Source organism: Streptococcus sp. oral taxon 061 (genome assembly GCF_013394695.1).
In the GTDB taxonomy this organism is placed as follows: domain Bacteria; phylum Bacillota; class Bacilli; order Lactobacillales; family Streptococcaceae; genus Streptococcus.
Map to the genome: position 1 here is coordinate 1,434,077 of NZ_CP058258.1, position 24,117 is coordinate 1,458,193.

Consider the following 24,117-nt stretch of genomic DNA (forward strand, 5'->3'; position numbering starts at 1 on the left):
GCTCCTTTTTGTTTGTAAATTTATTTACCTAACTAATAAAACTGTTAGGTTTAAAAACCAAATTTAGATTTGAAATCGTCCCAATAACCAATTGAGACATCCGGCAGCAATTGGAATTTAACCTTGTAACCTGCTTCCTGGATAGCCTGAAAGGCTTCTGCTTCTTCCTGTGTGATAGATTGGTTATTACCCAATTTCACTGCACCAGGTCGATCATTTGCAGGGCCAACGATGATTTCTTTAACATCTCCTGGGACAAAACCTTGATCCACCAAAATTTCCTTCATATCGATTGGGTTTTTGGTAATCAAGAAGTAACGACTATCTGATTCCGTTACTTTTGCTGATTTTTCTTTAAAGGCTTCTTTTGTCCATACAAAGGTTTTCTTGTCTGATGCACCCTTGTATGCCTGGATTAAAACCTTGTTTGACGCTGCTGCATCGTTTACGGCAATCAAACCATCACATGGTTTTTCTTTTGCCCAGCGTGTGACTGTTTGACCGTGAATCATGCGGTCATCAATCCGTACAAATGTTACTACCATAAGGTACCTCCCTATTAAATATCGTCATCATCTTCTTCAGCACTAGTGGCTGAAACTTCAAAAGGCTGTAGTGCAGATCGTGCTTCTGATAAGATGGTGGCTGACAAATCGTCTCCATCCAACACATCCTTCATCACTACTGCTGTTAAAGCCATGGTAAGATTCATTCCACCAAGGATCAAAGCTTCATCTAGCTTCCCAACTTCTTCTAGGACAGTTGCTGCTGTGGTTAGTGGACTACCGCCTACAATATCTGCCAAGACCAGTACAGAATCATCTGCTGTCAATTCTGAAATGCTTTCTCTAAAATCAACTGCAAAATCATCGACCGACTTTCCTTCTTTGAGTCCAACTGCAATGACCTGGTTCATCTTATCACCAGCAAACATAGCTAGTGATGTTTTTAGGCCTTCTGCCAATCCTCCATGACTGACTAAAATGAGGTATTTCATTTTGCTACGCCTCCTTTATTTGACTCTATTGTAGATTATTTGAAAGCGTTTTTACATTGTCAAATGTCACATTATAAACATGACATTTAGCAATAAAAAAATGACATCTGTCACTTGACACGATGTCATCTTTTTTTCTTTAAAATCCTACCTGGAGACTACTTTCAATCTCCCTTTGAATTTGCGGCAGGCGGTTCTCAACATCTTGATTGCGCAAGGCATTGCCAATCAAGTAGTCCAGTTTTTCTAACACTTCTTTCGAGACATTCTTGGGACTACTTTCTACAGCTTGTTCCATGATTCGGTTCAAGGTCTGATTGGTTAAGGAATCTGCCCCAAAATCATCCACTTGCAGAAGGTCTTTACTAGAACGACTCTTGACTACATCAGGCATGACAGAAATCCCTTGAGATTCAGCAAAAAGAGTTTGTTGGATTTCTGGATCCTCTGTCAACACTTGCATCAACTCCCAAGCCAACTTTGAATGAGGAGTCCGAGCAGACATGGCAAAAGAAGTCGTCGTAACCAAGGTCGCCTTAGTGGTTTTTGACTTAGCAGGCATAGGAATACAGGTCCAGGTGAAGTTTGAATATTTGGAAACATGATAGGGATAAGGTTTATAAGTCCTATATTGAGCCAAAGTCATGGGGTAAAACGCTACTTTCCCCTGGTCAAAATCTTTGGAACTCACCTTATAATTTTTATTTAACTCTTCCAATTTTTGCAGAAAAGTCAAAGATTCTTTGACTTCTGGAGCCGTAAGTTTGAGCATCCCACCTTGAAAGAGACTACCCCCATTTGCTGCCAAAGCTTCTTTCCAGGTGTATTCTGTACTCCCAAACTGATCCAATTGACCATCTCCATTGGTATCTTTGGTTAGTTTTTTACAAATTGTATAGAACTCTTCCAAGCTCCAACCTTCTTTGGGAACCTCAATGCCTTCTTTATCCAGCAAATCTTTATTGACACACATCAAAATAGGATTACTTTCATATGGCAAGGCATAGGTTTGCCCCTGATAAACACCTGATTCAAATGCAACAGGATAAAAAGCAACTTGGTCTTCTTTATTCATATAGCCGTTTAACTTTTCTAAAACGCCACGTGCCGCCAATAAGGACAAATCTTTCTCAGAAACCATAAACACATCAGGGGTCTTTCCTGATACAATTTTTTCTGAGAGCCAGTTTGAATATTCCGACTGCGGAATTCCATTTTCATATTCCACACGGACATTAGGATGGGACTTTTCAAATTTTTGGATCGCAAGATCCAATGCATGAGAACGTTGACTGGTCGGTACATCCCAACTAGAGCCTGCATAAACTCCTATATGAAGGACGGTCGGTTGCTGTTTCCACCAATAAAAACCAGCACTCAAAGAGAGCATAAAAAGGAGACAAATCCCTAAACAAAGTTGCTTTCGCTTCAATTTCATTCCGTATTTCCTTTTGAAAAATCACGTCGGGTCACTCCTGTTTGGACTGACCAAATCGCTAATTGCGTTCGATCTCTTAGGTTTAATTTCGACAAAATCGTTGATAAGTAATTACGAACAGTTCCTTCTGATAAGAAGAGTTTAGCCGCAATCTCTTTATTTGACTCACCATAGCCAATCTCTTGGATAATGCGCCATTCCGTCGTGCTCAAATCCTTAACGTTATCCTCATCCACAGCAATAGAGAAATTTGATTTGGCCATTTGCGAGAAAATTTGAAAGACCTTGCTTGCGATATCAGGGTTGATCATTGCTCCTCCCTGATGCACCACCTTAATAGCTTCATAAAGCTCCTCTGTCGAGGCTCCTTTTAAGAGATACCCTGAAGCACCATACTTGAGCGCACTATAGATAAATTCATCATCGTCAAAGGTTGTTAAAATAATAATTTTGATATCCGGATAGTGCTCTTTTACTTCTTTTGTAGCCAAAACCCCATCCATGCCTGGCATCCGAATATCCATTAAGATTAAATCCGGATGCGAGTGTGGAATGCTAGACAAGACATGATTCCCATCTTCCACTGTGGCTACCACTTCAATATCTGAGTAGGCCGACAAAATAATTTTCAGAGATTCTCGAATCAAGGACTGGTCATCCGCCACCATTACTTTTATCATCATCTATTATCTCCCTTCTTTATATTTTGGTAAACTAACACGTGTGAAAAATCCATCGCGACTTTCAAATTGAAGCTGGCCTCCTAGAATTGAAATACGCTCCATCATCTGTTTGAGTCCGTAGCCATAGGTCAAGGTTTCAAACCCAACTCCATTATCCTGCAACTCAATCATGTAATCTTCTTCGTCCTCAAAAAAATGGAGGTCCATGTGGCTGGCATGACCGTGGCGAACCGCATTAGTCATAGACTCTTGTATCACACGAAAGATTGTATCTTCAATCATGACGTCCATATCGACATCGATCCATTCATAGTTGAGATCAACTTGCAAGTTTGAAAGAATTTGGTACTCGCGGATTGTCTTTTCTAAAGCATCTTTGAGAGTTCGCTCCTCAAGGGCTCCTGGACGAAGGCGATTGAGAGAGCCTCTCACATCCTGGATTCCTTCACGGACGACTTCTGATACGTTTTTTACCTGCTCTTTGGCACGACTTGGATTGATATCAATCAAGACCCCGACAGCATCTAAACCTGCTGAAATCCCTGTTAACGCGTGTCCCAAGGTATCGTGAATCTCCCGAGCAATCCGCTTGCGCTCCCGATCCTCTGCAATCTTCTCAGATAAGGCCATATAGTTGTTCAACTCGGTATTAACCTTGGACACCATGGCCAGCTCTTGTTCAACTTCATGGTTTTCCGCAAGGACATTCATGATATAAAATAAAAGTGAAATAATGAAGAGTACCATATTCAAGGCGTAGAGGGAATTCTTTAAGAAAAAGGCCAAAATACGGATAGATTCAGGATAAAAATGAATATAGGTATCAAGAGAAGGAATTGGGAAGAAAAGCGAAAAGACGTCTGAATTGGTTACAAGGAGCATCAAGAAGCTCACTAGGATAAAGGCAAACCAATACTTCCGATCTCTCTTGGTATTCAACTCTTTGGAGCCATAGAAGATATCTGCAAAAACCAAGAGAATGAGCCCGTTATAAGCTATGTTCTGAACCCACATCAACAGTAACATCAGGAGAATCTCTAGAAGATTCCTCTTATCAAAAATGGACCATCGACTTGTTTGAGGTCTATAACGACTCATTGAGATTAAGGCAATCCCAGCAAATAAGATTGCTGACAACCAAAAAGTCGTAGATGGAGCAAAAGGAATACGCTCTAGGCGCTCCAATAATAGAGAGGCTTGGCGTTGAGCAATGATATAGTTGGTTGCTTGAAGATAGATGATGCTGTTGAGCATAACAGCAATAAAATTCACGACCATAAGAATGGCCAAACTGTATCGAACACCTCTAAACTTTCTCATTACTGCCACCCATTCACATCAAACTGATCAATGTTTTCCTTTGTCATCATTTCAACTGGAATGATCACCTCTTTGGTATAGCTCTTCCCTTCAGAAATATCTTGGATAACTTCCATAACACGGTCTCCCATCTTCAAGGGAGATTGAGCAACGGTTCCCACTACATCATCCGTCGAGTGCAACAAGGATTTCATATCTGGTGAGCCATCGATTCCATAAATTGCAATGGACTGGCTATTTCCTTGCTCCTTAATTGCAGCTAAAGCTCCTATAGCCGAGCGGTCATTTAAGGCAACCAAGGTATCAATTTCAATCCCTGATTGTAAAAAATTCTGGACAGCCGGCATGGCGATCTCCGTTTGCCCCTTGGTTTCTAGTTCCGATACAATCTGATAAGAACTGTGCCCCTCTATAGTGTCTTTAAACCCCTGAATCCGCGTATCTGCTGAGACAGTCCCTTTATGCTCCAAAAGGAGGACTCGAGCGCTAGAAGAACGTTTCATGAGCTCTTTAGCAATCATTACTCCCGCTTGGTAGTTATCAGATACAATACTTGCATCGGGCTTAAAATTTTTCAATTGGGTATCGACTGCAATGATTTTAATTCCTTGTTTTCTAGCTTTTTCAAGAGCAGTTAAAATGGACTGGCTATCCCCCTTGACCGGATTGATCACAATCACATCAACTTTTTGAGCACAAAAATCATCAATCTGCTGGCTCTGCCTTTCTTCATCCAATTCTGGATCTCGGACGCAAACAAGAGCTCCTCTTTCATCGGAAATTCGACTAATTTCCGAATGAATACTTTTATAGAACTCATTGTTCATGGTCATATAGGTTACACCAATTTTAGTCTGATCCTTGATGCCACTTGTTTGACAACGGCCAAAAATCCAAAAGAGAATACAGACCACTGGAATCAGCAGTAATATACGCTTTATCAGCCATTTCAACAATTCTTTTTTCTCTTTATTTTCCTTCAAATTTCATTCCTTTTCTGAAAACTCTGAATATATAATACTTTATTCTACTACTTTTTCAAAAAAAATGCTTGATTTTATTGTACAAGTACATTTATTTGACCTATTTTAAGAAGTAATTTCCGAACAATAAAACTAGAAACAATAGAAAAAGCTGGTCTATAAACGAACCAGCTTTTTCTATAATCAATCCTAGAAGGGAAGTTCCTCCTCTTCCAAAACCAGATCTGCTAAGTCTTGACCAGCATTATTTTCACGCATAGCACGTTGGGCGCGACTTTCCAAAAGTTGAAATCCTGTAGCAAGAACTTCGGTCACGTAGTTGGTCTGACCATTCTTCTCGAACTTACGGGTACGAAGTTCCCCATCGATAGAAATGAGACTGCCTTTAGTCGCGTAGCTAGCCAAGGTTTCAGCCAATTTCCCCCAGACAACAATATTGATGAAGTCCGCTTCACGTTCCCCATTTTGGTCCTTAAAACGACGGTTAATAGCAATCGTCGCACGAGCTACAGACTTATCATTGTTGGTTTTGTGCAATTCGGGTGTAGACGTCAAGCGTCCAATCATAATCACTTTATTATACATTTTTCATCCTCCTACTTATCTATTCGAAGGAAATCAAAAAAAGTTACAAGATTTGTAACTTTTTTAAAAATAATATTAATCTCGATGAATCATAAACCCAGTTGCTTGTTGATTAGCCATGATGGTCATATCTGTGATTTGCACACGACGAGGTTGACTGGTCACATAAACCACTGCATCAGCGATATCTTGTGCCTGTAAGGCTTCAAGCCCCTGGTAAACAGTCGCAGCCCGTGCCTCATCTCCATGGAAACGGACTTTTGAAAAATCAGTCTCTACAATTCCTGGCTGAATAGTGGTCACCTTGATATCTGTCGCAATGGTGTCAATCCGAAGCCCGTCTGAAAAAGTTTTGACTGCAGCCTTGGTTGCTGAATAGACTGCTGCACCAGCATATGCGTAAATCCCTGCAGTAGAACCCATATTGATAATATGCCCTTGATTAGCTACTACCATAGAAGGCAAGAGACAGCGTGTAACTGCCATTAAACCCTTGACATTGGTATCCAACATGGTCAACATATCCAACTCTTCATAGTCCTGATAAGGCGATAAGCCTAGAGCCAGTCCAGCATTATTGATCAAGATATCAACCTGACCTACAGTCTCTAAAATTTCCGAACAAACAGTCTTTACCATGCTCATATCTGTAACATCTAACGGAAAGGTCCAGACTTTTTGATTTGGAAATGCTTCTACAAACTCAGCTTTTAGAGCTTGGAGTCTTTCTGTTCGACGTCCTGTGAGTACAACATTCTCACCTTTTTCTAGATATGCACGCGCAATGGCTTCACCGATACCTGATGTTGCACCTGTAATGACTACATTTTTTGCCATCCTATTTTCCTCAAGCAAAGATTATAAATCACTTTTAGTAATTAAGCAGTCCAGTGTGTAGCTGGGTCAAAGGGTGTTCCAACTACCTGGTCGTCTGATAATTCAATGACACCACGTTTTTGGGGAGCATTTGGCAAGGCAAGTTCACGAGGACTACACATCATACCAAAACTCTTTTCCCCTCGAAGTTCCCCTGGAAAAATGAGATTACCTTTTGGCATCATAGCTCCAGGAAGAGCTACAATGGTTTTCAAACCGACACGCGCATTGGGAGCACCTGCAACGATCTGCACTGTCTTGTCACTTCCAACAGCCACTTGGCAGATATTGAGGTGGTCACTATCTGGATGAGCAACCATTTCTACAATCTCACCAACCACAAATTTGGGTTCCTTGTCATTGATGATTTCTTCAGCAAATCCTTCTTCTTGCAATTCTTGGTTCAAACGTGCTACTTGGTCGTCAGTTAAAAAGACTTGCCCGCGCTCAGCGATTTCAAACATACTAGAAACTTCAAAAATGTTCCAAGCGACAGTCTCACCAGTTTCTTTTAGGAAAACACGCGCTACATTACCTTTACGCTCAACATCTAGTTTGTCATCTCCACTGTTTTTCACGATGACCATAAGGACATCGCCGACATGTTCTTTATTATATGTAAAAATCATTCTTTTTCCTATTTCAAACTTGCTAAAAAGTCATTGATTTGCCCCTTGGTTTTACGGTCACGATTGACAAAACGTCCAATCTCCTTGTCCTTGTCTAAAACAACAAGACTTGGAATCCCGTATACATCCCAAAGTTTAGCAAGTTCCATGTACTCATCTCGGTCTACCCGTATAAAAGTGAACTCTGGATTTGTCTCTTCAATCTCTGGCAAGGCAGGATAGATATAACGGCAATCGCCACACCAATCCGCAACAAAAAGGAAGACCTTCTTGCCATCCTGCTCTACTAGATTTGCTAATTCTTCTATATTTTTAGGAGAAATCATAAGGCTTCCTCCTCGTAGATGAGATCTTCATCTTCATAGACAAAGGTATAGTGACGACCATCTTCAAAAATGACACCACCAACAAGACGTTCTAGGCTACTTTCGTATACTTGGACATAGAGAGTCCCAATCTCACCCATTTCTGAGAAATAGTCACGCACAATAGCAGTTAACTCTTCCTGTGTCTTCATAAGTTTGTGATCATCAGCTACTTTCTTAGCACCAAAGGCAAGTGCTCCAAGCCCTGCCACTACTAAACCTGTTTTAATAATATTTTTCGTTTTCATGCTAACATTGTAACACAAAAAGGCTCAAGGAACAATGAAAAAGAGAGTGGGACAGAAATCGGTAATTCGTTAGAATTCGATTTCGTCGTCCCACCTCCGCACAGTTGAGTAGGGCTGTAAAAGCTGATGAAATCAGCGTAGTAGAGCCCACTCAACCACTGCGTCTTGCTCGACAATCCAAAGACAATTGAGAGGCTAGGACTTTTGTCCCAGCCTCCTTTCCAATTTCTAAACATTAATAATTTCTCTCGCCAAATAAACCTTCTGGTAAATCATGGAATCCCTTGCCTGCCTTGAAGTTTTCAAATTTACCTAGTAAGAACTGGTAGGCATCCAAGCGACTCTCGTAGCGAATCATGGCATCTTTAGCGCGCTCATCTTGATCTTCTTCATAGACCTTTTGACTTTCCTTAAGAGCCATATCGTTGATCATAATCTGGGTATTAACCCAGGCTTCAAATTCCTTCATAAATTCTTGCTCGTAACTCATTTTTTCTCCTTATTCTAATCCACGGAAATAGTCCGTGTCAATCTCACGGTAGGGTTGGATGTCCTGAACATATTCCAAGACTCCTTGAAACTCCCCTGCTTGATCGTGGACAGCTGCGTAAGTGACATGGACAAACTTTCCACGTGATTCTGACTTGAACCACATCTCGTACTTGTCCTTTTTCCCTTCACGAATGCCTTGCATAATCGCTTTGACTTTCTCCAAATATTTTGGTGGATGGCATAGTTCGACATTTCGTCCAACTTGAGACGGTGTCCGCTTGAAAATCATTTCATCTGCTGGAGTATTGTCATTATAATACTGGAAAATATCATCCTTATTAACAAAGGTAATCTCCATCGGCAAATGATTAAGGATAAGATTCGCCTGTTCAACTGAGAGATAGCCATTGCCAAAAGCCTGCTGGCTATTGCGATCTAGCACCGTTTCCTTTTCCTTTGGTGTAAAGGTGATTGTAAACTGACCTTCTGGTGTATCGATCACTTGCTGAACTTGTCCATCTACAGTTTCTGACTGAGTTGGTTCTTCTACACTTTTTTCCTCAACAAAATGTTGACGTTCAGGAACCCATTTCTCAGACGGACGGATAATAGCATATCCATAGGCATCACTTTCCTCAGCAATCTGAATCCAGTCATCCTGGGTAAAGGATTCAAGCAGAATCATGAGAAGGATTGATTCTTCCTTAAAAATCATACTTTCAAACTCTGTCGCAAAAGCTTCAAAAGCTTCCTTTACGGTGGAAATTGGCACTTCTGGGAGCGACTTAGTAGCCACTAAGGCTGTTTGAAAGAGATCCCTAATCTGATCATCCACTCCCCACATAACTTTGGGAGGTGAATCATGGCCATAACGTTCCATGATAGGAAAGAAGAGCTCTTCCTTGCGCTGGTAGTGAATATCAAATTGACCAACAAGCCCCATCTGACGTACCAAGCCTTTGCGCATCTCAACCAGCATTTCCTCATCGTCCACAGATTCATAAGTCGAGAGCAATCTACGGACCCGAATCAAAGCAGCACGGAGAGCTAGATTTTCATCCTTAAAGACACGCACAGGGTGACCAGGATGCTCGGTGTCCTCAACTTCGACACCCTTAACAGCATTCTTAAAGAGATTGGCATGCACATCACATAGCTCCATGACGTCTTCAAATGTCACACCTGAGTCCGAGTTCATCAACTCGTGCTCCATAAGGGAAATCTCAATAGCAGATACACCTGTAAAGGTCGCATCAAAGCGTTCTTGAACGGACTCTGGAGAGGCTCCATTATGCAATTCTAATAAAATATCCCGCAGAATATAAATTCGTTCATCTGTCATTAGTCTAACCCAATCACTTCGTATCCATTCGCTTCAAGCGTACGCACAATCTTATCCATAGGAGTTCCTTCAAGCTTTGAGCCTTGTTTGAGCGACACTTTTCGCCCTACAGTATTACGCATCAAGGGATTTGCAAGAGGTTTAAAACCAAGCTCAACCAAAATACCTAAAACTTCTGGATGTTTATCCACCACTTCCGCAACTGGAATTGATACATCGATTATATTGTCCATGAGAACCTCCATGAGTCTATTTCTAATCATTTAACTGTTTTTATTATACCATAAGGAATGGGATTAAAAAAACTAGCAACACCAGACTTGCTAGTCTCATCATATCAGTCAGCTTCGATTACCTCAGCCTCTTTTCGAATAATTGCCATATCATTTTGATATTGCACTTCAGAATAGTTAACTAATTTGGATAATTCTTTTTGCAATCTTTCGCCCATGGGTTTCATAGTCGCATAGGTTAATCCCCCTGAAATAACCCCACCTAGAATAGGAATCGCTTTTCCCATTCCCTTTGCCAAGCCTCTCCTTGTAAGAGTAACCCCAAAAATTTTCATAACCTTTTTTAAAATAGGGTACCAGCCTGCTTTGGCTACGGCTTTCTGAGGTACTGTGGTCATTACATGTTTAGCGACTGTAACACCACCAGAACGAAGCAAGGCACCCGCTCCGTTTACCCCAAGCATGACCCCTAGATAAAGTAATAGTGTGTTTTTAGCTTCTTCACTTAACTCATTTCGTGATGCCCAAAGATCATTAAATCCATAAATATATCCCAATTCTTGGGCTAATTTCAAGGAAAAAGCATAAAACTGAGCTACATCCGTTGGAATAGTAAGCGCCATTAGAATACCTCCAGGTAGACCTGCTAGAACAGATGTTCCACTTGCTCGTAAAACATTATCCTTTATGCAGGACCTGGCTACCCTATCTAAGGTTTCCTGGGGTAATAATGAAGGAGGACCTTGTTCTAACAATTTGGCAATATCCTTCTTATCTAATTCTTTAGAGAACTTCTCCACTAAAAATTTTTCTCTATTTACTTTCACGACAGGAAGCTTTACAACTTGTTGTAAAACTTTTATAGCTATATCTTGTTTAGCCATCTATATCTCCATTTTATATTCAAGTTAAGCTTTATCATATCATACTATTAGAGATTTATACATTTTTTTAACCGACTTTTAAGAAGGGCAACTAATTAATCTATCATCATGTTTAAAGTAACAAAAAAGAGGGATTCCCCCTCTTTTTCTTAATTCTTATCCAGATTGCGTAACATTTCGTCAATCTTGTTTCCATACTCGATAGATTCGTCTTTGACGAAGGTCAAGTCTGGAATTTTATACAATTTCAAATTGTGACCAAGCTCACGTTTGATAGTTCCGGTTGCTTTTTCAAGCCCAATTTGGGCCTTTTGATTATCTGAAGCAAGATTACTCAAAATTGTGTAGTAAACCTTAGCTACAGACAAGTCCCCAAGCATCTGAACATCTGTGATGGTCACGCCTTGGACACGCGGATCACGGACTTTCTTTTGCAAAATCTCATTGACTTCACGCTTGATCTCCATGCCCACACGATCCGTACGGAAATGATTTGCCATGCTATTCCTTCCTCTCTATTGAACCAAAAGCTAGGCCAGCAGACCTAGCTTTTTCTAAACTTATTGATTTTCAATTCAAATTGGAACGAAGTTCAATTTGAACTCATCGGCTTCTTTCGCCGTGGTGAAAGTGATTAGGCTGATAATTCAGTTCAATCACTGGGGATTTTTGAGACTCTAGGCTCAAAAATAAGCAATGAAACCATCGGTTTGCTTGCGTCCCTCACCACCTAAGAAAGGAGCAAAAATTTTATCTCTTGATTTCTTCCATGACATAGGCTTCAATCACATCATCCATCTTGATATCATTGTAGCCATCAATCATGAGACCACCTTCACGGCCGTTTGTAACTTCTTTGACGTCATCTTTATAGTGTTTCAAACTTGCAAGTTCACCATCGTAAATAACGACACCGTCACGAATAACACGGACTTTAGAATCACGGGTAACTTTTCCGCTAGTAACCATAAATCCACCGATTGTTCCCACTTTAGATACTTTGAAGGTTTCACGGATAATCGCTTCACCGATAACTTTTTCTTCAAATTCTGGATCAAGCATACCTTTCATGGCTTCTTCCATCTCTTCGATAACCTTGTAGATGATGCTGTGGAGACGGATTTCTACATCGTCTGCTTCTGCTTGTTGACGAGCTTGTGGTGTAGGACGTACGTTGAAACCAATGATAAAGGCATTTGAAGCTTCAGCAAGAGTAACGTCAGATTCGTTGATGGCACCAACTGCTGAGTGGACGATGGTAACTTTTACACCTTCCACATCAATCTTTTGAAGGGAAGCAGCAAGGGCTTCAACTGAACCTTGTACGTCGGCTTTGATAATGACATTAACAGACTTGAGTTCACCAGCTTTAAGAGTGTCAAAGAGGTTTTCTAGGCTGACACGTTGTGTAGCTTGACGTTGCTTCATAAGAGCACGTTTAGCACGTTCTTCACCAGCTGCACGAGCAGATTTTTCATCTTCGTATACAGCAAAGTGATCACCCGCCATAGGTGCTTCATTCAAACCTGTAATAGATACTGGTGTTGATGGTCCTGCAACCTTAACACGACGTCCAAGGTCATTGGTCATGGCACGGACACGTCCGAAAGTATTACCAACAACGATTGGGTCTTGAACGTTCAAAGTACCTTGTTGAACAAGGAGGGTTGCAACCGCACCTTTTCCTTTATCCAAACGGGCTTCAATAACGGTACCGATGGCGCGAACGGTTGGGTCTGCTTTGAGTTCTTGGATTTCAGCCACAAGAAGAACAGTTTCCAAGAGTTCATCGATATTTTGGTTGAATTTAGCTGAGATCTCTACAAACTCAGAATCTCCACCCCAAGCTGTTGACATAACACCGTGTTCAGCCAATTCACCGATCACACGTTCTGGGTTGGCACCTGGTTTATCAATCTTGTTAATGGCAACGATGATTGGAACATTAGCTGCTTTTGAGTGGTTGATAGCTTCGATAGTTTGAGGCATAACCCCGTCATCTGCCGCTACGACCAAGATGGTAATATCAGTAACAGAGGCACCACGTGCACGCATAGAAGTAAAGGCCGCGTGTCCTGGTGTGTCGAGGAAGGTAATCTTCTTACCATTTTCTTCGATCTGATAGGCACCGATATGCTGAGTGATACCACCTGCTTCTCCTGTAGCAACACGAGAATTACGAAGGGTATCCAAAAGGGTTGTTTTACCATGGTCAACGTGTCCCATGATGGTTACAACCGGTGGACGCTCAATCAACTCATCTTCATTGAGGTATCCATCTTCTACGAAGAAGCGTTCGATATCCGCATTATCCACTTCAACCTTTTGTTTAGCTTCAATTCCGTAATCAACCATAAGGAGTTCAATTGTTTCACCATCCAGAGATTGGTTTTGAGTGGCCATTACGCCCATCATAAATAGTTTCTTAACAATCTCAGCTGGTTCACGTTTGATACGTTTTGCGATTTCCGCAACAGTCATACCATCTGTATATTCAAATTCTGTTGGCAACTCATGGAATTTACGCTCTGTAACAGGTTTTGGAGCCTGGTTACGGTTGTTTTGCTTGTTGCCTTTTTTATTTTTCTTATTGTTATTCCAGTTACTATTTCTTTGATTTCTCACTTGATTCTGACTACTTCGATTCTTTTGTTGTTTTCTAGGACCATCTTCTTCACGATCGTAATCATCACGATCTTTGTCTGGTCGGGCTTGTTTTTTACGACGTGTATCCACTACAGGCTCTTTGACTACAGGAGCTACTTCAACCACTTGCTGAGTTTGTTCAGCTAGCTTAGCAGCTTCTTCAAAGATTTCCTCTGGTTCTTTTCGTTTATTAGCTTGAGCCAAGGCTTCTTTGGCAACTTGAGACTGTTTGAAGCGTTCCTCGCTTGAGCGTGCGTATTCGGCATTTTGCTCTGCCTTCAGGGCTGCTGCACGAGCCTTGAAATCAATACGTGGTCCAGCTTGGTTCGGACGATTGTCCGCTTGTTGGCGGCGATCGTTCCCACGATTTCCTTGACCTTGCTGTTTCTTGGCTTGATCATTAAAACGACGATTGTCGCGGTTCCCTTGACCTGGTTTTCCACCATTACGGTTCTCATTCTTTTGACGGTTCCCGTTTTGTTGTTGGTCGCGGTTGTTGCCCTTGTTTTGCTTGCGTCGCTCTGCTTGCTCTTTTGCACGAGCTTCACGCTCTGCCTTGAAGTTTCGGCTTTGTGGTCTAGCAGCTACTACTTTTTCTTCCTTAGGAGCTACTGGTGTTTCAGATTTCTTTTCTACCTTCGCTTCACTTGCTTTTGGTGCTACAGGTTTTGCTTCTGCTTTAGGGGCAGCAGGCTTAAAGCTAGCAACGATTTTTTCAGCAGCATCAGCTTCAACGCTTGACGAGTGGCTCTTCACCTCCAAGCCCAACTCTTTTGCACGCGCTACAACTTCCTTACTTTCTTTTCCAAGTTCTTTTGCGATTTCGTACAATCTTTTCTTAGACAAATCATGTCCTCCTCTTCTATTCCATAAGAGACCTCATTTTCTTTGTAAATCCAGCATCTGTCACAGCTAAAACCTTTCTTGATTTCCCAACTGCTATGCTTAATTCCAGTGTTGAAAACACGGTTACAACTTCTACTTGATAATAGTGACTTTTATCTTGAATCTTCTTGGTCAGGTTGGGGGCAGCATCATGCGCTAGAAATACCAGCTTGGCTTTCTGTTCCTGAATGGCTTTGACAACCATTTCTTCACCCGAGATAATTTTCCCTGCTCGTTGAGCAAGTCCCAAGAGATTACTTACTTTTTGTTTATTCAAGTCCTAACTCTCTTCTTTTCACTTTGTGATCAACATAAGCAATCAACTCGTCATAAAAACTTTCTTCAACTTCCATGTTAAAGCTACGGTTAAAGACTTTTTTCTTTTTAGCCTCTAGGGCTTCTGCATTGTCTAGCTTGATATAAGCGCCACGGCCATTAGCCTTGCCTGTCGGGTCGATAAAGACCTCTCCTTCTTTGTTCTTGACAATACGGAGTAAATCTCGCTTATCAATTACTTCGTTGGAAACAACAGACTTGCGCAAAGGGATTTTTCTTGTTTTCATCTTCCCCTCCTCTTGCAGCTTTTATTCTTCTGTCAATTCTTCTGTGTCAGCGAAATCAACTTGACCTGCTTCTTCCATAGCTTCAAATTCACTTGCAGACTTGATATCGATACGGTATCCAGTCAAGTGAGCTGCCAAGCGAACGTTTTGTCCACGACGACCGATTGCAAGAGAAAGTTTATTATCTGGTACAACAACCAAGGCACGCTTGCTATCATTTTCATCAAAGATAACTTGGTCAACTTCGGCAGGAGCAATGGCATTGTAGATAAATTCAGCTGGATCTGCTACCCATTCGATAACGTCAATGTTTTCTTCTACTGGTACCATGCGGTCACTCTTAGCATCGTAGCGAGCTGGGTGGAATTTGCTAGTGATTTTCTTAATGTTTGCACCACCACGTCCAACGATTGTTCCGATAGCATCAACGTTAGGATTGTGGCTACGAACCGCAACTTTCGTACGATCACCTGCTTCACGGGCTACGCTCATGATTTCAACAGTTCCGTCGTAAACTTCAGGAATTTCTTGTTCCATCAAACGTTTTATCATTTCTGGATGGCTACGACTTACAAAGACGTTAACTCCACGAGGGTTGTCTTCCACTTTGTAGACATAAACTTCAATACGATCGTGGGAAGCAAAGACTTCTCCAGGAATTTGGTCTTGTTTTGACAATTGAGCTTCGATGCTTCCAAGGTTGACGTAAATGAAGCGGTTGTCAAAACGTTCAACTGTACCTGACATGATTTCTTGTTCATGCTCTTTGTAAGTATTGTAGGTAATGGCACGTGTTTGCTTACGCATTTTCTCCATGATGGTTTGTTTAGCAGATTGGGCTGCTACACGACCAAACTCTCCTGGTGCTTCTTCAAATTTGATTTTATCACCAAGCTCATAGGCTGAATTAATGGCAAGGGCATCTTTCAAGCTAATTTCCAAACGGCTATCAAATACTTCATCAACAACTTCACGGACAGTGTAGACTGTAAAGTCACCTGTTTTTTCGTTGAAGTCGATAGCTACGCTATCTGATTGACCATAGCGTCTACGATAAGCAGAACGAAGTGATTCTACTACTGCGTCGATGATATCTTCTTTCTTGATTCCCTTGTCTTCTTCCAAAATGCGGAAGGCCTCTAGCATTTCTTTACTCATGTTCTTTTTACTTTTGAATTCTCAAAAGCTATCCTTTCTTTCTATAATTTTACTGCTAAACGTGCTTTTGATACCAAGTTATATGGAATTTGGACTGTTTTCTTGCGCGTTTTATCCATATATTCCATAGTCAACTCGTCCTCTTCAAAGGACAACAAGGTTCCTTCAAAAACCTTTTGCTTGTCGATGGCTTGATAGAGCCCGACATGGATGTATTTCCCGACCGCTCCAGCGACTGCTTCCTTGGTTTTCAAAGGACGCTCCAATCCTGGACTGGTAATTTCTAGGAAATATTGTTCTGGGAAGGGATCCGGCTTGATAGTGTCTAGGACAGGACTGATAATTTCAGTCAAGTCTGCTGTATCATTCAAGGTGATTCCTTCAGGCTTGTCTACAAAAATACTAAGAATCATGTCACTACCAATTTTTCCATACTCGATATCTACGAGTTCAAAAGGAGCTTCAATGACAGGTTCTACGACTTCTCTGACTAATTCAACGATCGTTGCGATTGCGTCCACCTCCTCATAAGCAAGAGGCGAAGATATCTCCCCGCCTCTCTTTCTTATATTCTTGCTAATAGTATAGCACTTTTATGTACTAATGTAAAGCATAAGCACCCAAATAGCTTGGATTCAAGCTTTTTCTTAAAATTCTGCCTCAACTCGGTAGATAACTTGCCCCTTACTTGAGAACTTTTGCTCATACTCAGTCATGACATTTCCTTCAAAGTCGCTGGCATGTAAATCAAGCCAAACAGCATTTAGCTTCATACCATATTGTGAAAAGCTCACTAAACTATATTCAAACAAGCCACGATTATCTGTCTTGAAATGAATTTCACCATGTTCAGGCAAGATTCGCTTAAAGGTATCCAAGAAGCTCTTGTAGGTCAAACGACGTTTCTCATGACGTTTTTTAGGCCATGGATCCGAGAAATTCAAATACAAGCGGTCGATTTCGCCATCTTCAAAATAATTGGTCAATTCTGAACCATCAACCCATAGAAGTTTGATATTGGGAACTCCAACTTCTAAGACCTTGTCTAAGGCATAGCTTAATACAGACTTCTGAATATCAATCCCGATATAGTTGATACCAGGATTTTGTTTGGCCATTCCTGTTACGAAAGCTCCTTTGCCACTACCAACCTCTACATGGATTGGATTGTCATTACCAAACAAATCTCGCCACTTACCTTTAGCTTCTGCGGGATTTAAAACAACGTACTGCGGATTAGCCTCTAACAGTTCTGTTGCACCTTTACGATTTCTAACTCTCATTTTTTCTTTCCATACTTATCTCGGAAGCTACGCAAAGCATAAATCTCCCGATTTACATTATCCAAATCTTGATTTTCATAGTATTTGGTAATTAGGCTCAAAAAGGACAGTTGAGCATACCAATATAACTTATTCAAAACTGTTTGATTGTACTTGTAGCCATAATTAGTCAGCCACTCTTGCCATTGAAACTCTGGAATATAGTGACAGAGTAGATAGGCCACATCAAACATACGATCAGTCAAGCGAACAGAATCCCAGTCTACCAAGTAAATCAAGCCGCTCTCTGTCTCAAACCAATTGCTGTGACGAACATCCCCATGAACTATGGTTGCATAATCTTCCCTAAACCCAGGAAGGTTCTCACGCAAGTCACCTAGAACCATACGTAGATACTGGTTATTTTTCAACGCATCAGGAGCCTTATTTACCCATGATTGAAGCAAATCCGAAGGCGTTTCTAATGCATACCCCAAGCGTGTCAACTGGGTCATTAAGGGACGTGAACGGTGTAAACGGGTCAAAATATCGATAATTTGTTTACGGTTCATATCTCCTGGCGTCAAAATGTTCCCTGTCAACCATTCCTGAGCAGACATATCACGACCGTCTGGCAAACGACGGCTCCAGAGTAATTGCGGCGCAATTTGCTCTCTAGCTAAACCAGGCAGGATTGGAGAAGTATTCATTTTTATAAAAACACGTTTTCCATCAGGATAACTCCCCATATAAGCTTTTCCACTCTTCCCAGATATCGGGGTTAGCGTTAGCTCAATATCACCCAAGTCCATTTTTTTCCTCCGAATAAAGTTTCCTTATTATTCTACTAATTTTTATGCTATTCGTCAACCAATCTTCTCAGTTGATATGGCAAATAAAGATATTGCAATACAAGGCCTGCTCCCACAAGGACTAAAACTAGAATTTTGTCCTTGAAAACAAGCAATCCTAAAAGACTTTCCAAGGCTAAGGCAAAGATCCCAATCGCTCTCAAGATTTCCTTCAAGCCTTTCTCTTTTTGCCCCTTACCTACTGGGAATAATTGCGTTAAATATTGATAGTCAAAGGCATGATAGAGGGCTAGAAGCTGGAATAACAAAAGATAATTGAATAAAATTACAATTGCTACCGCAATCCAAGATTGCTCAATGAAGATGAGAGCGGTCAAAGATAGGATTATGAGTCGCAGACTAAGGGCGAATAAATCTCCATTTCTAAGATAGGAGCGGAGATAAAGATTCTGCCAGATTTTCCCTGGTACTTTCTGAACGCCCTTGAGGATAAAGTCCAGGTAAGCTCGACGTTTAACACTGTTTGAAATTCCCTTAACCTGGGTAAAGAGGGCAAAAAACCGAAGCAAGAACTGCTTGCGTTTGCTTTCCTGGGCAATGGCAAAATCCCAGTCAAGTCCATTTCCAAGGAAAAAGTTGCTAGACTTTTGGCGAAAAATCACATATTTTACTATCCCCAAGACAAGGAGATAGACTCCAAAAAACGGCAAACCAAGACCCATGGCTAAGAATAAAGGCGCAAACAGGAGCAAAAAGAGAGTCTGTACACTGACCCAAAAGATGAAAGAAATCAGACTCTGCTTCTGGATGTGTTCTCTCACTTCTTCTTCAGCAACTAAAAGAAATAGTTTGTCAGGCACTTCTAGATAGGTCGCAATACCACCCCAAAGCAAAAGTAAAATAGATATCATCCCAATCAAAATTAGGATTGGGAAATGATTCTCAGGAAAGTGTTGGAGCAACTGGTTGTACTGGTAGGCCAAAAATCCTAACAACACCAACAAAAATAAGACAAAATGGTCATTGAGCACATAACGGAGATAGCCCAAGCATTCCTTGCGAAATTCCTGCTTTCGTTTTAAAAACAAGTCCTTCATAACTCCTCCTCTTTGGTCAGAGCCAAATAGATATCATTGAGGCTTGCTTCTGGCATATCAAAGGCTTCTCGGAGCTGTTGGAGATTTCCTTTGGCTCTTACTTGACCTTTGTGAAGAATGACAAAAGAGTCACACATCTTTTCAGCAGAATCAAGAACGTGGGTACTCATAAGGATAGACTTTCCTTTTTTCTTTTCCGCTTCTAAAAGTTGAATCAAATCTGAAATCGCCAAAGGATCAAGACCAAGGAAAGGTTCGTCTACGATAAAGAGACTAGGATCCACGACAAAGGCACAGATAATCATAACCTTTTGCTTCATCCCTTTGGAAAAATGAACTGGAAACCAATCCAATTTTTGATCCAAACGGAACACTTTTAAAAGCGGCTCTACACGTTCAAAAGCTAGATTTTGCTCGATACCATAGGCCATAGCAACTGTCTCAATATGCTCTTTGAGAGTCAATTCTTCATACAAGCTAGGAGTTTCAGGAATATAACCAATCTGCTGACGATATTCACGAGGATTAGCACCTAAGGTTAGCCCGTCGATGAATATTTCTCCACTATAAGGTGTCAAAAGTCCAATAATCTCATTGATGGTCGTCGATTTCCCAGCACCATTGAGACCGATCAAACCGACCAACTGCCCACTTTCAACTGTAAAAGACACATCTTTCAAGACAGGGACATGAACGTAGCCACCTGTCAGATTTTTAATTTCTAACATATTTTCTCCAAATCTGGTATAATGTAGCTATATTATATCAAAATTCAATACAGTAGAGGTAGATTTTATGTCAGATTGTATTTTTTGTAAGATTATCGCAGGAGAAATCCCTGCAGCCAAGGTTTATGAGGATGAGCAAGTCCTTGCCTTTCTTGATATTTCTCAAGTAACACCTGGTCATACCTTGGTCGTACCTAAAGAACACTATCGCAACCTTTTAGAAATGGATTCGACGAGCTCTAGCCAACTCTTTGCAAAGATTCCAGTCATTTCTCAAAAGGTTATGAAAGCTACCCAAGCTGAAGGCATGAATATCATCGCCAACTGCGAAAAGGTAGCTGGACAAACCGTTTTCCATACCCATGTCCATCTAGTTCCTCGTTATGGTGCCGAGGATGACCTAAAAATTGACTTTGTTGCCCATGAACCTGACTTTGACAAACTTGCCCAAGTCGCTGAAACGATCAAAAACGCTTAAGGAGTTCCTATGAAACTATCAAATTTACTACTTTTTGCTGGATCAGCAGTCGGATCTTACCTCCTCGTTAAAAATCGTGAAGTTATCACTGAAGATGTTTTAGATACTACTGATCGAGTTGAAGCAATCAAAGGTGATTTAGATGTTATCCAAAATAGCTTACAAATTATCAATCAACAAAAAGAAGTCATCAAGGAATACCAAGAAGACCTAACCTATAAATTTAAAGTCTTAGAAAAAGACCTCCAAGCAAGACTTGCTGTGATAAAAGAACTACGAGAAACTGAAGAAAACTAAAGAAAGGAAAGCATCCAACTTTCCTCATATCCCCTTAAATCCATCTTGGATTACCAGCTCCTAATAGAAAAGGGAGGGACTAAACATGAAACAGTTTTTAAAAGTCATCTTGATTATTTCTGGTTGCTTCTGTCTTTTTGTAACCCTAGCTTTTCTACTTGTGGCCAATCTTTTCAAGGCCTCATCAAGTGACATTCGAGAAGGAAATGAAACCTTAAAACAAATCTTTATCTCCCTTGACCTGCCTCCTGAGAAAGTTGAATCAAACGGACACTATCAATACGAGGGGGGAGGCTTGGATTTTTATGTGACTTTTTCAGATGAGGTTATCAATAGCCACCCTGTCCTGAAAGAAAGTCCAAACCTCACTAAAAACCGACTCAAAGTCTATGTCCTACAGGCAGGTGATATTTCCTATAGAAAAGTAGAAGATAATTTGTTTAATCATGGTTTATTCCAGTTTTTAGAGGAGGAAGGCGAGAAATATTTCCGAGAAAACGGAAAGAAATCACATTCTTCTTACACAATTCTAACTTTGAAGGATTCGGAAAGCATGAAAAAGGGAATCGCATTCTATGAAAAAGCTTTGACCTTGGTGGATATCCAGGATAATTCGGCGATTAAGCACATTGATACCGTAACTGTGAAACCCGGCAAAGAATCAGAACTCAAGCAACTCATCCAGGAAATGGATAAAGCCGGCTTGCTCATTCAAAAGTATAAATAGTAGACTAACTGGAAAATGATTTTCTGAAGCTAAATTTTTCAAGATAACACAAAAAGAGCCAATCGGCTCTTTTGTTTTATTCACCTTCGAAGGCATCCTTAATATGGTCAAAGAAGCCTTTTTTCTTTGGATTAACTTTCAAATCACCTGCAGCTGCGAATTCTTTCAAGGCTGCTTTTTGACGTTCGTTCAAGCCTGTTGGAGTCACGACATTAACAGTGACATATTGGTCACCAACAGCACCACCACGTAGGCTCGGAGCTCCCTTACCACGTAGGCGGAATCGTTTACCGGTTTGAGTTCCCTCTGGAATCACTAATTCAACATCACCGTGAACAGTTGGGATATCTACAGTATCACCAAGAGTTGCTTGGACGATATTGAGGTTTAACTTGTAGAAAATAGTTGTTCCTTCACGTTCAAATTTGTCGCTCGGCTCAACATTAACAACAACATACAAGTCACCGTATGGTCCGCCGTTAAATCCAGCCTCCCCTTGACCAGCTAGACGAATTTGTTGACCAGTTTCGACACCTGCTGGAATTTTTACATGGACACTGTGGGCTTGTTTTTCATGACCTGTTCCATGACAAGTTGTACATGGATCTTTGATTTCTTTTCCACGACCATGACAGACATCACAGGTTACTTGGCGACGCATCATACCAAGCGGTGTTTGAGTATCGACGTTGATAACACCAGAACCGTGACAGCGTCCACAAGTAACTGGACTTGTTCCAGGCTTAGCACCAGATCCGTTACAAGTACGACAGCTAGCTTCACGATTGTATTTGACTTCTTTTTCAGTACCAAAGATGGCTTCTTCAAAAGTCAAATTGACGCGATATTGGAGGTCATCCCCTTGACGAGGTGCGTTTGGATTGCGAGAAGAACCGCCTCCGCCGAAAAAACTTGAGAAGATATCTTCAAAGCCACCAAAGCCTCCTGCACCATCGAAGCCACCGAAACCGCCTGCACCACCAAAGCCACCATTGGCACCAGCAGCACCATATTGGTCGTAAGCAGCACGTTTTTGTTCGTCACTTAAGGTCTCATAAGCTTCTTGAACTTCCTTGTACTTGTCCTCAGCACCAGGCTCCTTGTTGATATCTGGGTGATATTTTTTAGATAATTTCCGATAGGCTTTCTTGATTTCATCCTGAGATGCATTCTTTGAAACGCCCAAACGGTCATAAAATTCAGTATTGTTCATACAAGATACTAAGAGCGAACAGAAAGCGACTGAAATTTAGGAAACCGACAAGAAATCCTGATTTCTTAGGTGGTTTATCTAATTTCCAAGCTTTCCGCTCGAGTTCAATTCCCCGAACGCTCTTTGTTCCTTTCTATTGATGTTGTAAATCAAACCACGATGTAGGTCGGGTTCAATTCCTTTCTTTCATATTGAGTAAGAAACTTTAGAGCTCGGCTTCAATTCCCCGAACACTCTTTGTTCCTTTCTATTGATGTTGTGAATCAAACCACGATTTAGGTCGGGTTCAGTTCCTTTCTTTCATATTGAGTAAGAAACTTTAGAGCACGGGTTCAATTCCCCGAACACTCTTTGTTCCTTTCTATAATTTTTATGTAAATCTTCAGAGGCTGTTTTCTATACTTCGCTTCACTTGATCAAACTCTTGGTCTGATAGAGTAAATATCAAATCCTCTTCTGAGTAGTCGTTTCGTTCTTTAAAATAGTTGTCCGTATTAGCTGCCAAGCCTAAACTTAGAATCACTTTTCTTGCAAACTCTTGATGGGCAAAACCGATAGCCGTAATGATCTGTTTATCTTGCACAAGAACTTTCGGTTGGAAATTTTCACGTGGAAGAAATTCAAAATAGTCAAAGAAGTTTTGCCAAATTCCACCTGTAAATTTCGTGTCCTTCAACAGACCTGCTTTCGCTAATAAAAGAGGCGCTGAAGAAATGGCTGCAATGAGGATATCTTGCTCACCAAGATCCCTCAAGAACGAAATCAATTTCTCATCCTGTAGGGCAGGGCCTATATTGACCATTCCTGGCAAAATCACGCAAGAATACTCTTCTATACAGATTTGATCTAGTGTTTTAGTTGGTTGACAGGGCAAGCCATCCTCAGAGACCACCATCGAATGATCTGAAGCGGCATAATCAATCATGACGTCAAAAGACAGAGCTAAAGTACTTGTTAAAGCGGTTATCTCATAGAGAGAAAAATTAGGATAAATGATACAAAGTACTTTTTTCATACGCAACATCCTCTATTTTACCGAAAAACAGAGGCTGGGTTGCAACCTCTGGATTTCTTCTTATACTTACTAGTTTAAAAACTAGTAATGCTGAATTGAGTTTCGGATTAAAGGAATCCTAAAATCTCGGAACCTTTCTTTATTTCAGGAGGTTCCGCTAA

30 protein-coding genes are annotated in these 24,117 nt (G+C 41.0%); 3 read left to right on the forward strand and 27 right to left on the reverse strand.

What is annotated here, in order from left to right; all coding sequences use genetic code 11:
- Positions 1-50: 50 nt before the first annotated feature.
- The 25 genes from HW271_RS07010 to HW271_RS07130 form a co-directional block, all read right to left on the reverse strand.
- Positions 51-545: a PTS sugar transporter subunit IIB gene (locus HW271_RS07010; protein ID WP_049494254.1), complete on the reverse strand. Its 495-nt coding sequence runs from the start codon at positions 543-545 to the stop codon at positions 51-53.
- Between the two features lie 14 nt (positions 546-559).
- Positions 560-997 carry a PTS sugar transporter subunit IIA gene (locus tag HW271_RS07015; protein ID WP_004251855.1) on the reverse strand — a complete coding sequence of 146 codons (438 nt, stop codon included), beginning with the start codon at positions 995-997 and terminating at the stop codon, positions 560-562.
- 139 nt (positions 998-1,136) lie between these two features.
- The gene (locus tag HW271_RS07020) at positions 1,137-2,435 is read right to left on the reverse strand and encodes an ABC transporter substrate-binding protein (protein WP_006150426.1); all 1,299 of its coding nucleotides are present in this window, start codon (positions 2,433-2,435) and stop codon (positions 1,137-1,139) included.
- Entirely contained in the window at positions 2,432-3,115 is a 684-nt protein-coding gene (locus tag HW271_RS07025; RefSeq protein ID WP_004251853.1) for a response regulator transcription factor, read from the reverse strand. Before HW271_RS07025 ends, HW271_RS07020 begins: the two co-directional genes overlap by 4 nt.
- 6 nt (positions 3,116-3,121) lie before the next feature.
- Positions 3,122-4,438 carry a sensor histidine kinase gene (locus HW271_RS07030; RefSeq protein WP_004251849.1) on the reverse strand — a complete coding sequence of 439 codons (1,317 nt, stop codon included), beginning with the start codon at positions 4,436-4,438 and terminating at the stop codon, positions 3,122-3,124.
- On the reverse strand, positions 4,438-5,421 hold the full coding sequence (locus HW271_RS07035) for a substrate-binding domain-containing protein (RefSeq protein WP_004251845.1): 984 nt from the start codon (positions 5,419-5,421) through the stop codon (positions 4,438-4,440). Before HW271_RS07035 ends, HW271_RS07030 begins: the two co-directional genes overlap by 1 nt.
- A 189-nt stretch (positions 5,422-5,610) precedes the next feature.
- The gene (locus HW271_RS07040) at positions 5,611-6,006 is read right to left on the reverse strand and encodes a single-stranded DNA-binding protein (protein WP_004251844.1); all 396 of its coding nucleotides are present in this window, start codon (positions 6,004-6,006) and stop codon (positions 5,611-5,613) included.
- A gap of 75 nt (positions 6,007-6,081) precedes the next feature.
- On the reverse strand, positions 6,082-6,843 hold the full coding sequence (locus tag HW271_RS07045; protein WP_178895418.1) for an SDR family NAD(P)-dependent oxidoreductase: 762 nt from the start codon (positions 6,841-6,843) through the stop codon (positions 6,082-6,084).
- A 41-nt stretch (positions 6,844-6,884) separates the two neighbouring features.
- On the reverse strand, positions 6,885-7,511 hold the full coding sequence (ytpR, locus tag HW271_RS07050; RefSeq protein ID WP_178895419.1) for a YtpR family tRNA-binding protein: 627 nt from the start codon (positions 7,509-7,511) through the stop codon (positions 6,885-6,887).
- Between the two features lie 8 nt (positions 7,512-7,519).
- Positions 7,520-7,837, reverse strand: coding sequence for a thioredoxin family protein (locus tag HW271_RS07055; protein WP_178895420.1), 318 nt, complete (start codon positions 7,835-7,837; stop codon positions 7,520-7,522).
- Entirely contained in the window at positions 7,834-8,124 is a 291-nt protein-coding gene (locus HW271_RS07060; protein WP_178895421.1) for a DUF4651 domain-containing protein, read from the reverse strand. Before HW271_RS07060 ends, HW271_RS07055 begins: the two co-directional genes overlap by 4 nt.
- A 235-nt stretch (positions 8,125-8,359) precedes the next feature.
- On the reverse strand, positions 8,360-8,614 hold the full coding sequence (locus tag HW271_RS07065) for a DUF1912 family protein (protein WP_004251830.1): 255 nt from the start codon (positions 8,612-8,614) through the stop codon (positions 8,360-8,362).
- Positions 8,615-8,623: 9 nt separating this feature from the next.
- Positions 8,624-9,958 carry a DUF438 domain-containing protein gene (locus HW271_RS07070; protein ID WP_178895422.1) on the reverse strand — a complete coding sequence of 445 codons (1,335 nt, stop codon included), beginning with the start codon at positions 9,956-9,958 and terminating at the stop codon, positions 8,624-8,626.
- Complete coding sequence (locus HW271_RS07075) at positions 9,958-10,191, reverse strand: DUF1858 domain-containing protein (RefSeq protein ID WP_000368742.1); 234 nt, start codon at positions 10,189-10,191, stop codon at positions 9,958-9,960. Before HW271_RS07075 ends, HW271_RS07070 begins: the two co-directional genes overlap by 1 nt.
- Before the next feature lie 104 nt (positions 10,192-10,295).
- Positions 10,296-11,075 carry a hypothetical protein gene (locus HW271_RS07080; protein ID WP_178895423.1) on the reverse strand — a complete coding sequence of 260 codons (780 nt, stop codon included), beginning with the start codon at positions 11,073-11,075 and terminating at the stop codon, positions 10,296-10,298.
- Between the two features lie 149 nt (positions 11,076-11,224).
- The gene (gene rbfA, locus HW271_RS07085; protein ID WP_049549654.1) at positions 11,225-11,575 is read right to left on the reverse strand and encodes a 30S ribosome-binding factor RbfA; all 351 of its coding nucleotides are present in this window, start codon (positions 11,573-11,575) and stop codon (positions 11,225-11,227) included.
- Between the two features lie 250 nt (positions 11,576-11,825).
- Positions 11,826-14,567, reverse strand: a complete 2,742-nt coding sequence (infB, locus tag HW271_RS07090) for a translation initiation factor IF-2 (protein ID WP_178895424.1) — start codon at positions 14,565-14,567, stop codon at positions 11,826-11,828.
- A 16-nt stretch (positions 14,568-14,583) separates the two neighbouring features.
- Positions 14,584-14,883: a YlxQ-related RNA-binding protein gene (locus HW271_RS07095; protein ID WP_178895425.1), complete on the reverse strand. Its 300-nt coding sequence runs from the start codon at positions 14,881-14,883 to the stop codon at positions 14,584-14,586.
- Positions 14,876-15,169: an RNase P modulator RnpM gene (gene rnpM, locus HW271_RS07100; protein WP_006144965.1), complete on the reverse strand. Its 294-nt coding sequence runs from the start codon at positions 15,167-15,169 to the stop codon at positions 14,876-14,878. The genes HW271_RS07095 and rnpM overlap by 8 nt, the downstream gene beginning before the upstream one ends.
- 21 nt (positions 15,170-15,190) lie before the next feature.
- Positions 15,191-16,327 (reverse strand): transcription termination factor NusA, encoded by a 1,137-nt coding sequence (gene nusA, locus HW271_RS07105; protein ID WP_178895426.1) that lies wholly within the window; start codon positions 16,325-16,327, stop codon positions 15,191-15,193.
- A gap of 41 nt (positions 16,328-16,368) precedes the next feature.
- Complete coding sequence (gene rimP, locus HW271_RS07110; protein WP_004251813.1) at positions 16,369-16,848, reverse strand: ribosome maturation factor RimP; 480 nt, start codon at positions 16,846-16,848, stop codon at positions 16,369-16,371.
- Between the two features lie 126 nt (positions 16,849-16,974).
- Positions 16,975-17,610: a tRNA (guanosine(46)-N7)-methyltransferase TrmB gene (gene trmB / locus HW271_RS07115; protein WP_178895427.1), complete on the reverse strand. Its 636-nt coding sequence runs from the start codon at positions 17,608-17,610 to the stop codon at positions 16,975-16,977.
- A complete protein-coding gene (ccrZ, locus tag HW271_RS07120; protein ID WP_178895428.1) occupies positions 17,607-18,401 on the reverse strand; it encodes a cell cycle regulator CcrZ in 795 nt (264 codons plus the stop codon). Before ccrZ ends, trmB begins: the two co-directional genes overlap by 4 nt.
- Before the next feature lie 47 nt (positions 18,402-18,448).
- Positions 18,449-19,498 (reverse strand): ABC transporter permease, encoded by a 1,050-nt coding sequence (locus HW271_RS07125; protein ID WP_178895429.1) that lies wholly within the window; start codon positions 19,496-19,498, stop codon positions 18,449-18,451.
- On the reverse strand, positions 19,495-20,226 hold the full coding sequence (locus HW271_RS07130) for an ABC transporter ATP-binding protein (RefSeq protein WP_178895430.1): 732 nt from the start codon (positions 20,224-20,226) through the stop codon (positions 19,495-19,497). The genes HW271_RS07125 and HW271_RS07130 overlap by 4 nt, the downstream gene beginning before the upstream one ends.
- Before the next feature lie 67 nt (positions 20,227-20,293).
- On the opposite strand from HW271_RS07130, the gene HW271_RS07135 reads away from it, so the two are divergent.
- The 3 genes from HW271_RS07135 (at position 20,294) to HW271_RS07145 (ending at position 21,728) form a co-directional block, all read left to right on the forward strand.
- Entirely contained in the window at positions 20,294-20,704 is a 411-nt protein-coding gene (locus tag HW271_RS07135) for an HIT family protein (RefSeq protein WP_178895431.1), read from the forward strand.
- A 9-nt stretch (positions 20,705-20,713) separates the two neighbouring features.
- Positions 20,714-21,001 carry a hypothetical protein gene (locus HW271_RS07140; protein ID WP_178895432.1) on the forward strand — a complete coding sequence of 96 codons (288 nt, stop codon included), beginning with the start codon at positions 20,714-20,716 and terminating at the stop codon, positions 20,999-21,001.
- A gap of 85 nt (positions 21,002-21,086) precedes the next feature.
- Positions 21,087-21,728: a hypothetical protein gene (locus HW271_RS07145; RefSeq protein ID WP_178895433.1), complete on the forward strand. Its 642-nt coding sequence runs from the start codon at positions 21,087-21,089 to the stop codon at positions 21,726-21,728.
- A 76-nt stretch (positions 21,729-21,804) separates the two neighbouring features.
- On the opposite strand, the gene dnaJ is transcribed toward HW271_RS07145, so the two are convergent.
- Positions 21,805-22,941 carry a molecular chaperone DnaJ gene (dnaJ, locus tag HW271_RS07150; protein WP_178895434.1) on the reverse strand — a complete coding sequence of 379 codons (1,137 nt, stop codon included), beginning with the start codon at positions 22,939-22,941 and terminating at the stop codon, positions 21,805-21,807.
- A gap of 382 nt (positions 22,942-23,323) precedes the next feature.
- Entirely contained in the window at positions 23,324-23,956 is a 633-nt protein-coding gene (locus HW271_RS07155) for a DJ-1/PfpI family protein (RefSeq protein WP_178895435.1), read from the reverse strand.
- Positions 23,957-24,117: the final 161 nt, after the last annotated feature.

Bases quoted from the DNA above. Each gene is read 5' to 3' on its own strand.
- nusA (WP_178895426.1), bottom strand. From the start codon at position 16,327: ATGAGTAAAGAAATGCTAGAGGCCTTCCGCATTTTGGAAGAAGACAAG.
- HW271_RS07070 (WP_178895422.1), bottom strand. From the start codon at position 9,958: ATGACAGATGAACGAATTTATATTCTGCGGGATATTTTATTAGAATTG.
- HW271_RS07010 (WP_049494254.1), bottom strand. From the start codon at position 545: ATGGTAGTAACATTTGTACGGATTGATGACCGCATGATTCACGGTCAA.
- HW271_RS07155 (WP_178895435.1), bottom strand. From the start codon at position 23,956: ATGAAAAAAGTACTTTGTATCATTTATCCTAATTTTTCTCTCTATGAG.
- HW271_RS07130 (WP_178895430.1), bottom strand. From the start codon at position 20,226: ATGTTAGAAATTAAAAATCTGACAGGTGGCTACGTTCATGTCCCTGTC.
- HW271_RS07065 (WP_004251830.1), bottom strand. From the start codon at position 8,614: ATGAGTTACGAGCAAGAATTTATGAAGGAATTTGAAGCCTGGGTTAAT.
- HW271_RS07040 (WP_004251844.1), bottom strand. From the start codon at position 6,006: ATGTATAATAAAGTGATTATGATTGGACGCTTGACGTCTACACCCGAA.
- HW271_RS07140 (WP_178895432.1), top strand. From the start codon at position 20,714: ATGAAACTATCAAATTTACTACTTTTTGCTGGATCAGCAGTCGGATCT.
- HW271_RS07015 (WP_004251855.1), bottom strand. From the start codon at position 997: ATGAAATACCTCATTTTAGTCAGTCATGGAGGATTGGCAGAAGGCCTA.
- HW271_RS07060 (WP_178895421.1), bottom strand. From the start codon at position 8,124: ATGAAAACGAAAAATATTATTAAAACAGGTTTAGTAGTGGCAGGGCTT.
- HW271_RS07020 (WP_006150426.1), bottom strand. From the start codon at position 2,435: ATGAAATTGAAGCGAAAGCAACTTTGTTTAGGGATTTGTCTCCTTTTT.
- rbfA (WP_049549654.1), bottom strand. From the start codon at position 11,575: ATGGCAAATCATTTCCGTACGGATCGTGTGGGCATGGAGATCAAGCGT.
- HW271_RS07125 (WP_178895429.1), bottom strand. From the start codon at position 19,498: ATGAAGGACTTGTTTTTAAAACGAAAGCAGGAATTTCGCAAGGAATGC.
- HW271_RS07075 (WP_000368742.1), bottom strand. From the start codon at position 10,191: ATGGACAATATAATCGATGTATCAATTCCAGTTGCGGAAGTGGTGGAT.
- HW271_RS07080 (WP_178895423.1), bottom strand. From the start codon at position 11,075: ATGGCTAAACAAGATATAGCTATAAAAGTTTTACAACAAGTTGTAAAG.
- HW271_RS07055 (WP_178895420.1), bottom strand. From the start codon at position 7,837: ATGATTTCTCCTAAAAATATAGAAGAATTAGCAAATCTAGTAGAGCAG.
- ytpR (WP_178895419.1), bottom strand. From the start codon at position 7,511: ATGATTTTTACATATAATAAAGAACATGTCGGCGATGTCCTTATGGTC.
- rnpM (WP_006144965.1), bottom strand. From the start codon at position 15,169: ATGAAAACAAGAAAAATCCCTTTGCGCAAGTCTGTTGTTTCCAACGAA.
- ccrZ (WP_178895428.1), bottom strand. From the start codon at position 18,401: ATGGACTTGGGTGATATTGAGCTAACGCTAACCCCGATATCTGGGAAG.
- HW271_RS07135 (WP_178895431.1), top strand. From the start codon at position 20,294: ATGTCAGATTGTATTTTTTGTAAGATTATCGCAGGAGAAATCCCTGCA.
- HW271_RS07030 (WP_004251849.1), bottom strand. From the start codon at position 4,438: ATGAGAAAGTTTAGAGGTGTTCGATACAGTTTGGCCATTCTTATGGTC.
- dnaJ (WP_178895434.1), bottom strand. From the start codon at position 22,941: ATGAACAATACTGAATTTTATGACCGTTTGGGCGTTTCAAAGAATGCA.
- HW271_RS07145 (WP_178895433.1), top strand. From the start codon at position 21,087: ATGAAACAGTTTTTAAAAGTCATCTTGATTATTTCTGGTTGCTTCTGT.
- trmB (WP_178895427.1), bottom strand. From the start codon at position 17,610: ATGAGAGTTAGAAATCGTAAAGGTGCAACAGAACTGTTAGAGGCTAAT.
- HW271_RS07025 (WP_004251853.1), bottom strand. From the start codon at position 3,115: ATGATAAAAGTAATGGTGGCGGATGACCAGTCCTTGATTCGAGAATCT.
- HW271_RS07045 (WP_178895418.1), bottom strand. From the start codon at position 6,843: ATGGCAAAAAATGTAGTCATTACAGGTGCAACATCAGGTATCGGTGAA.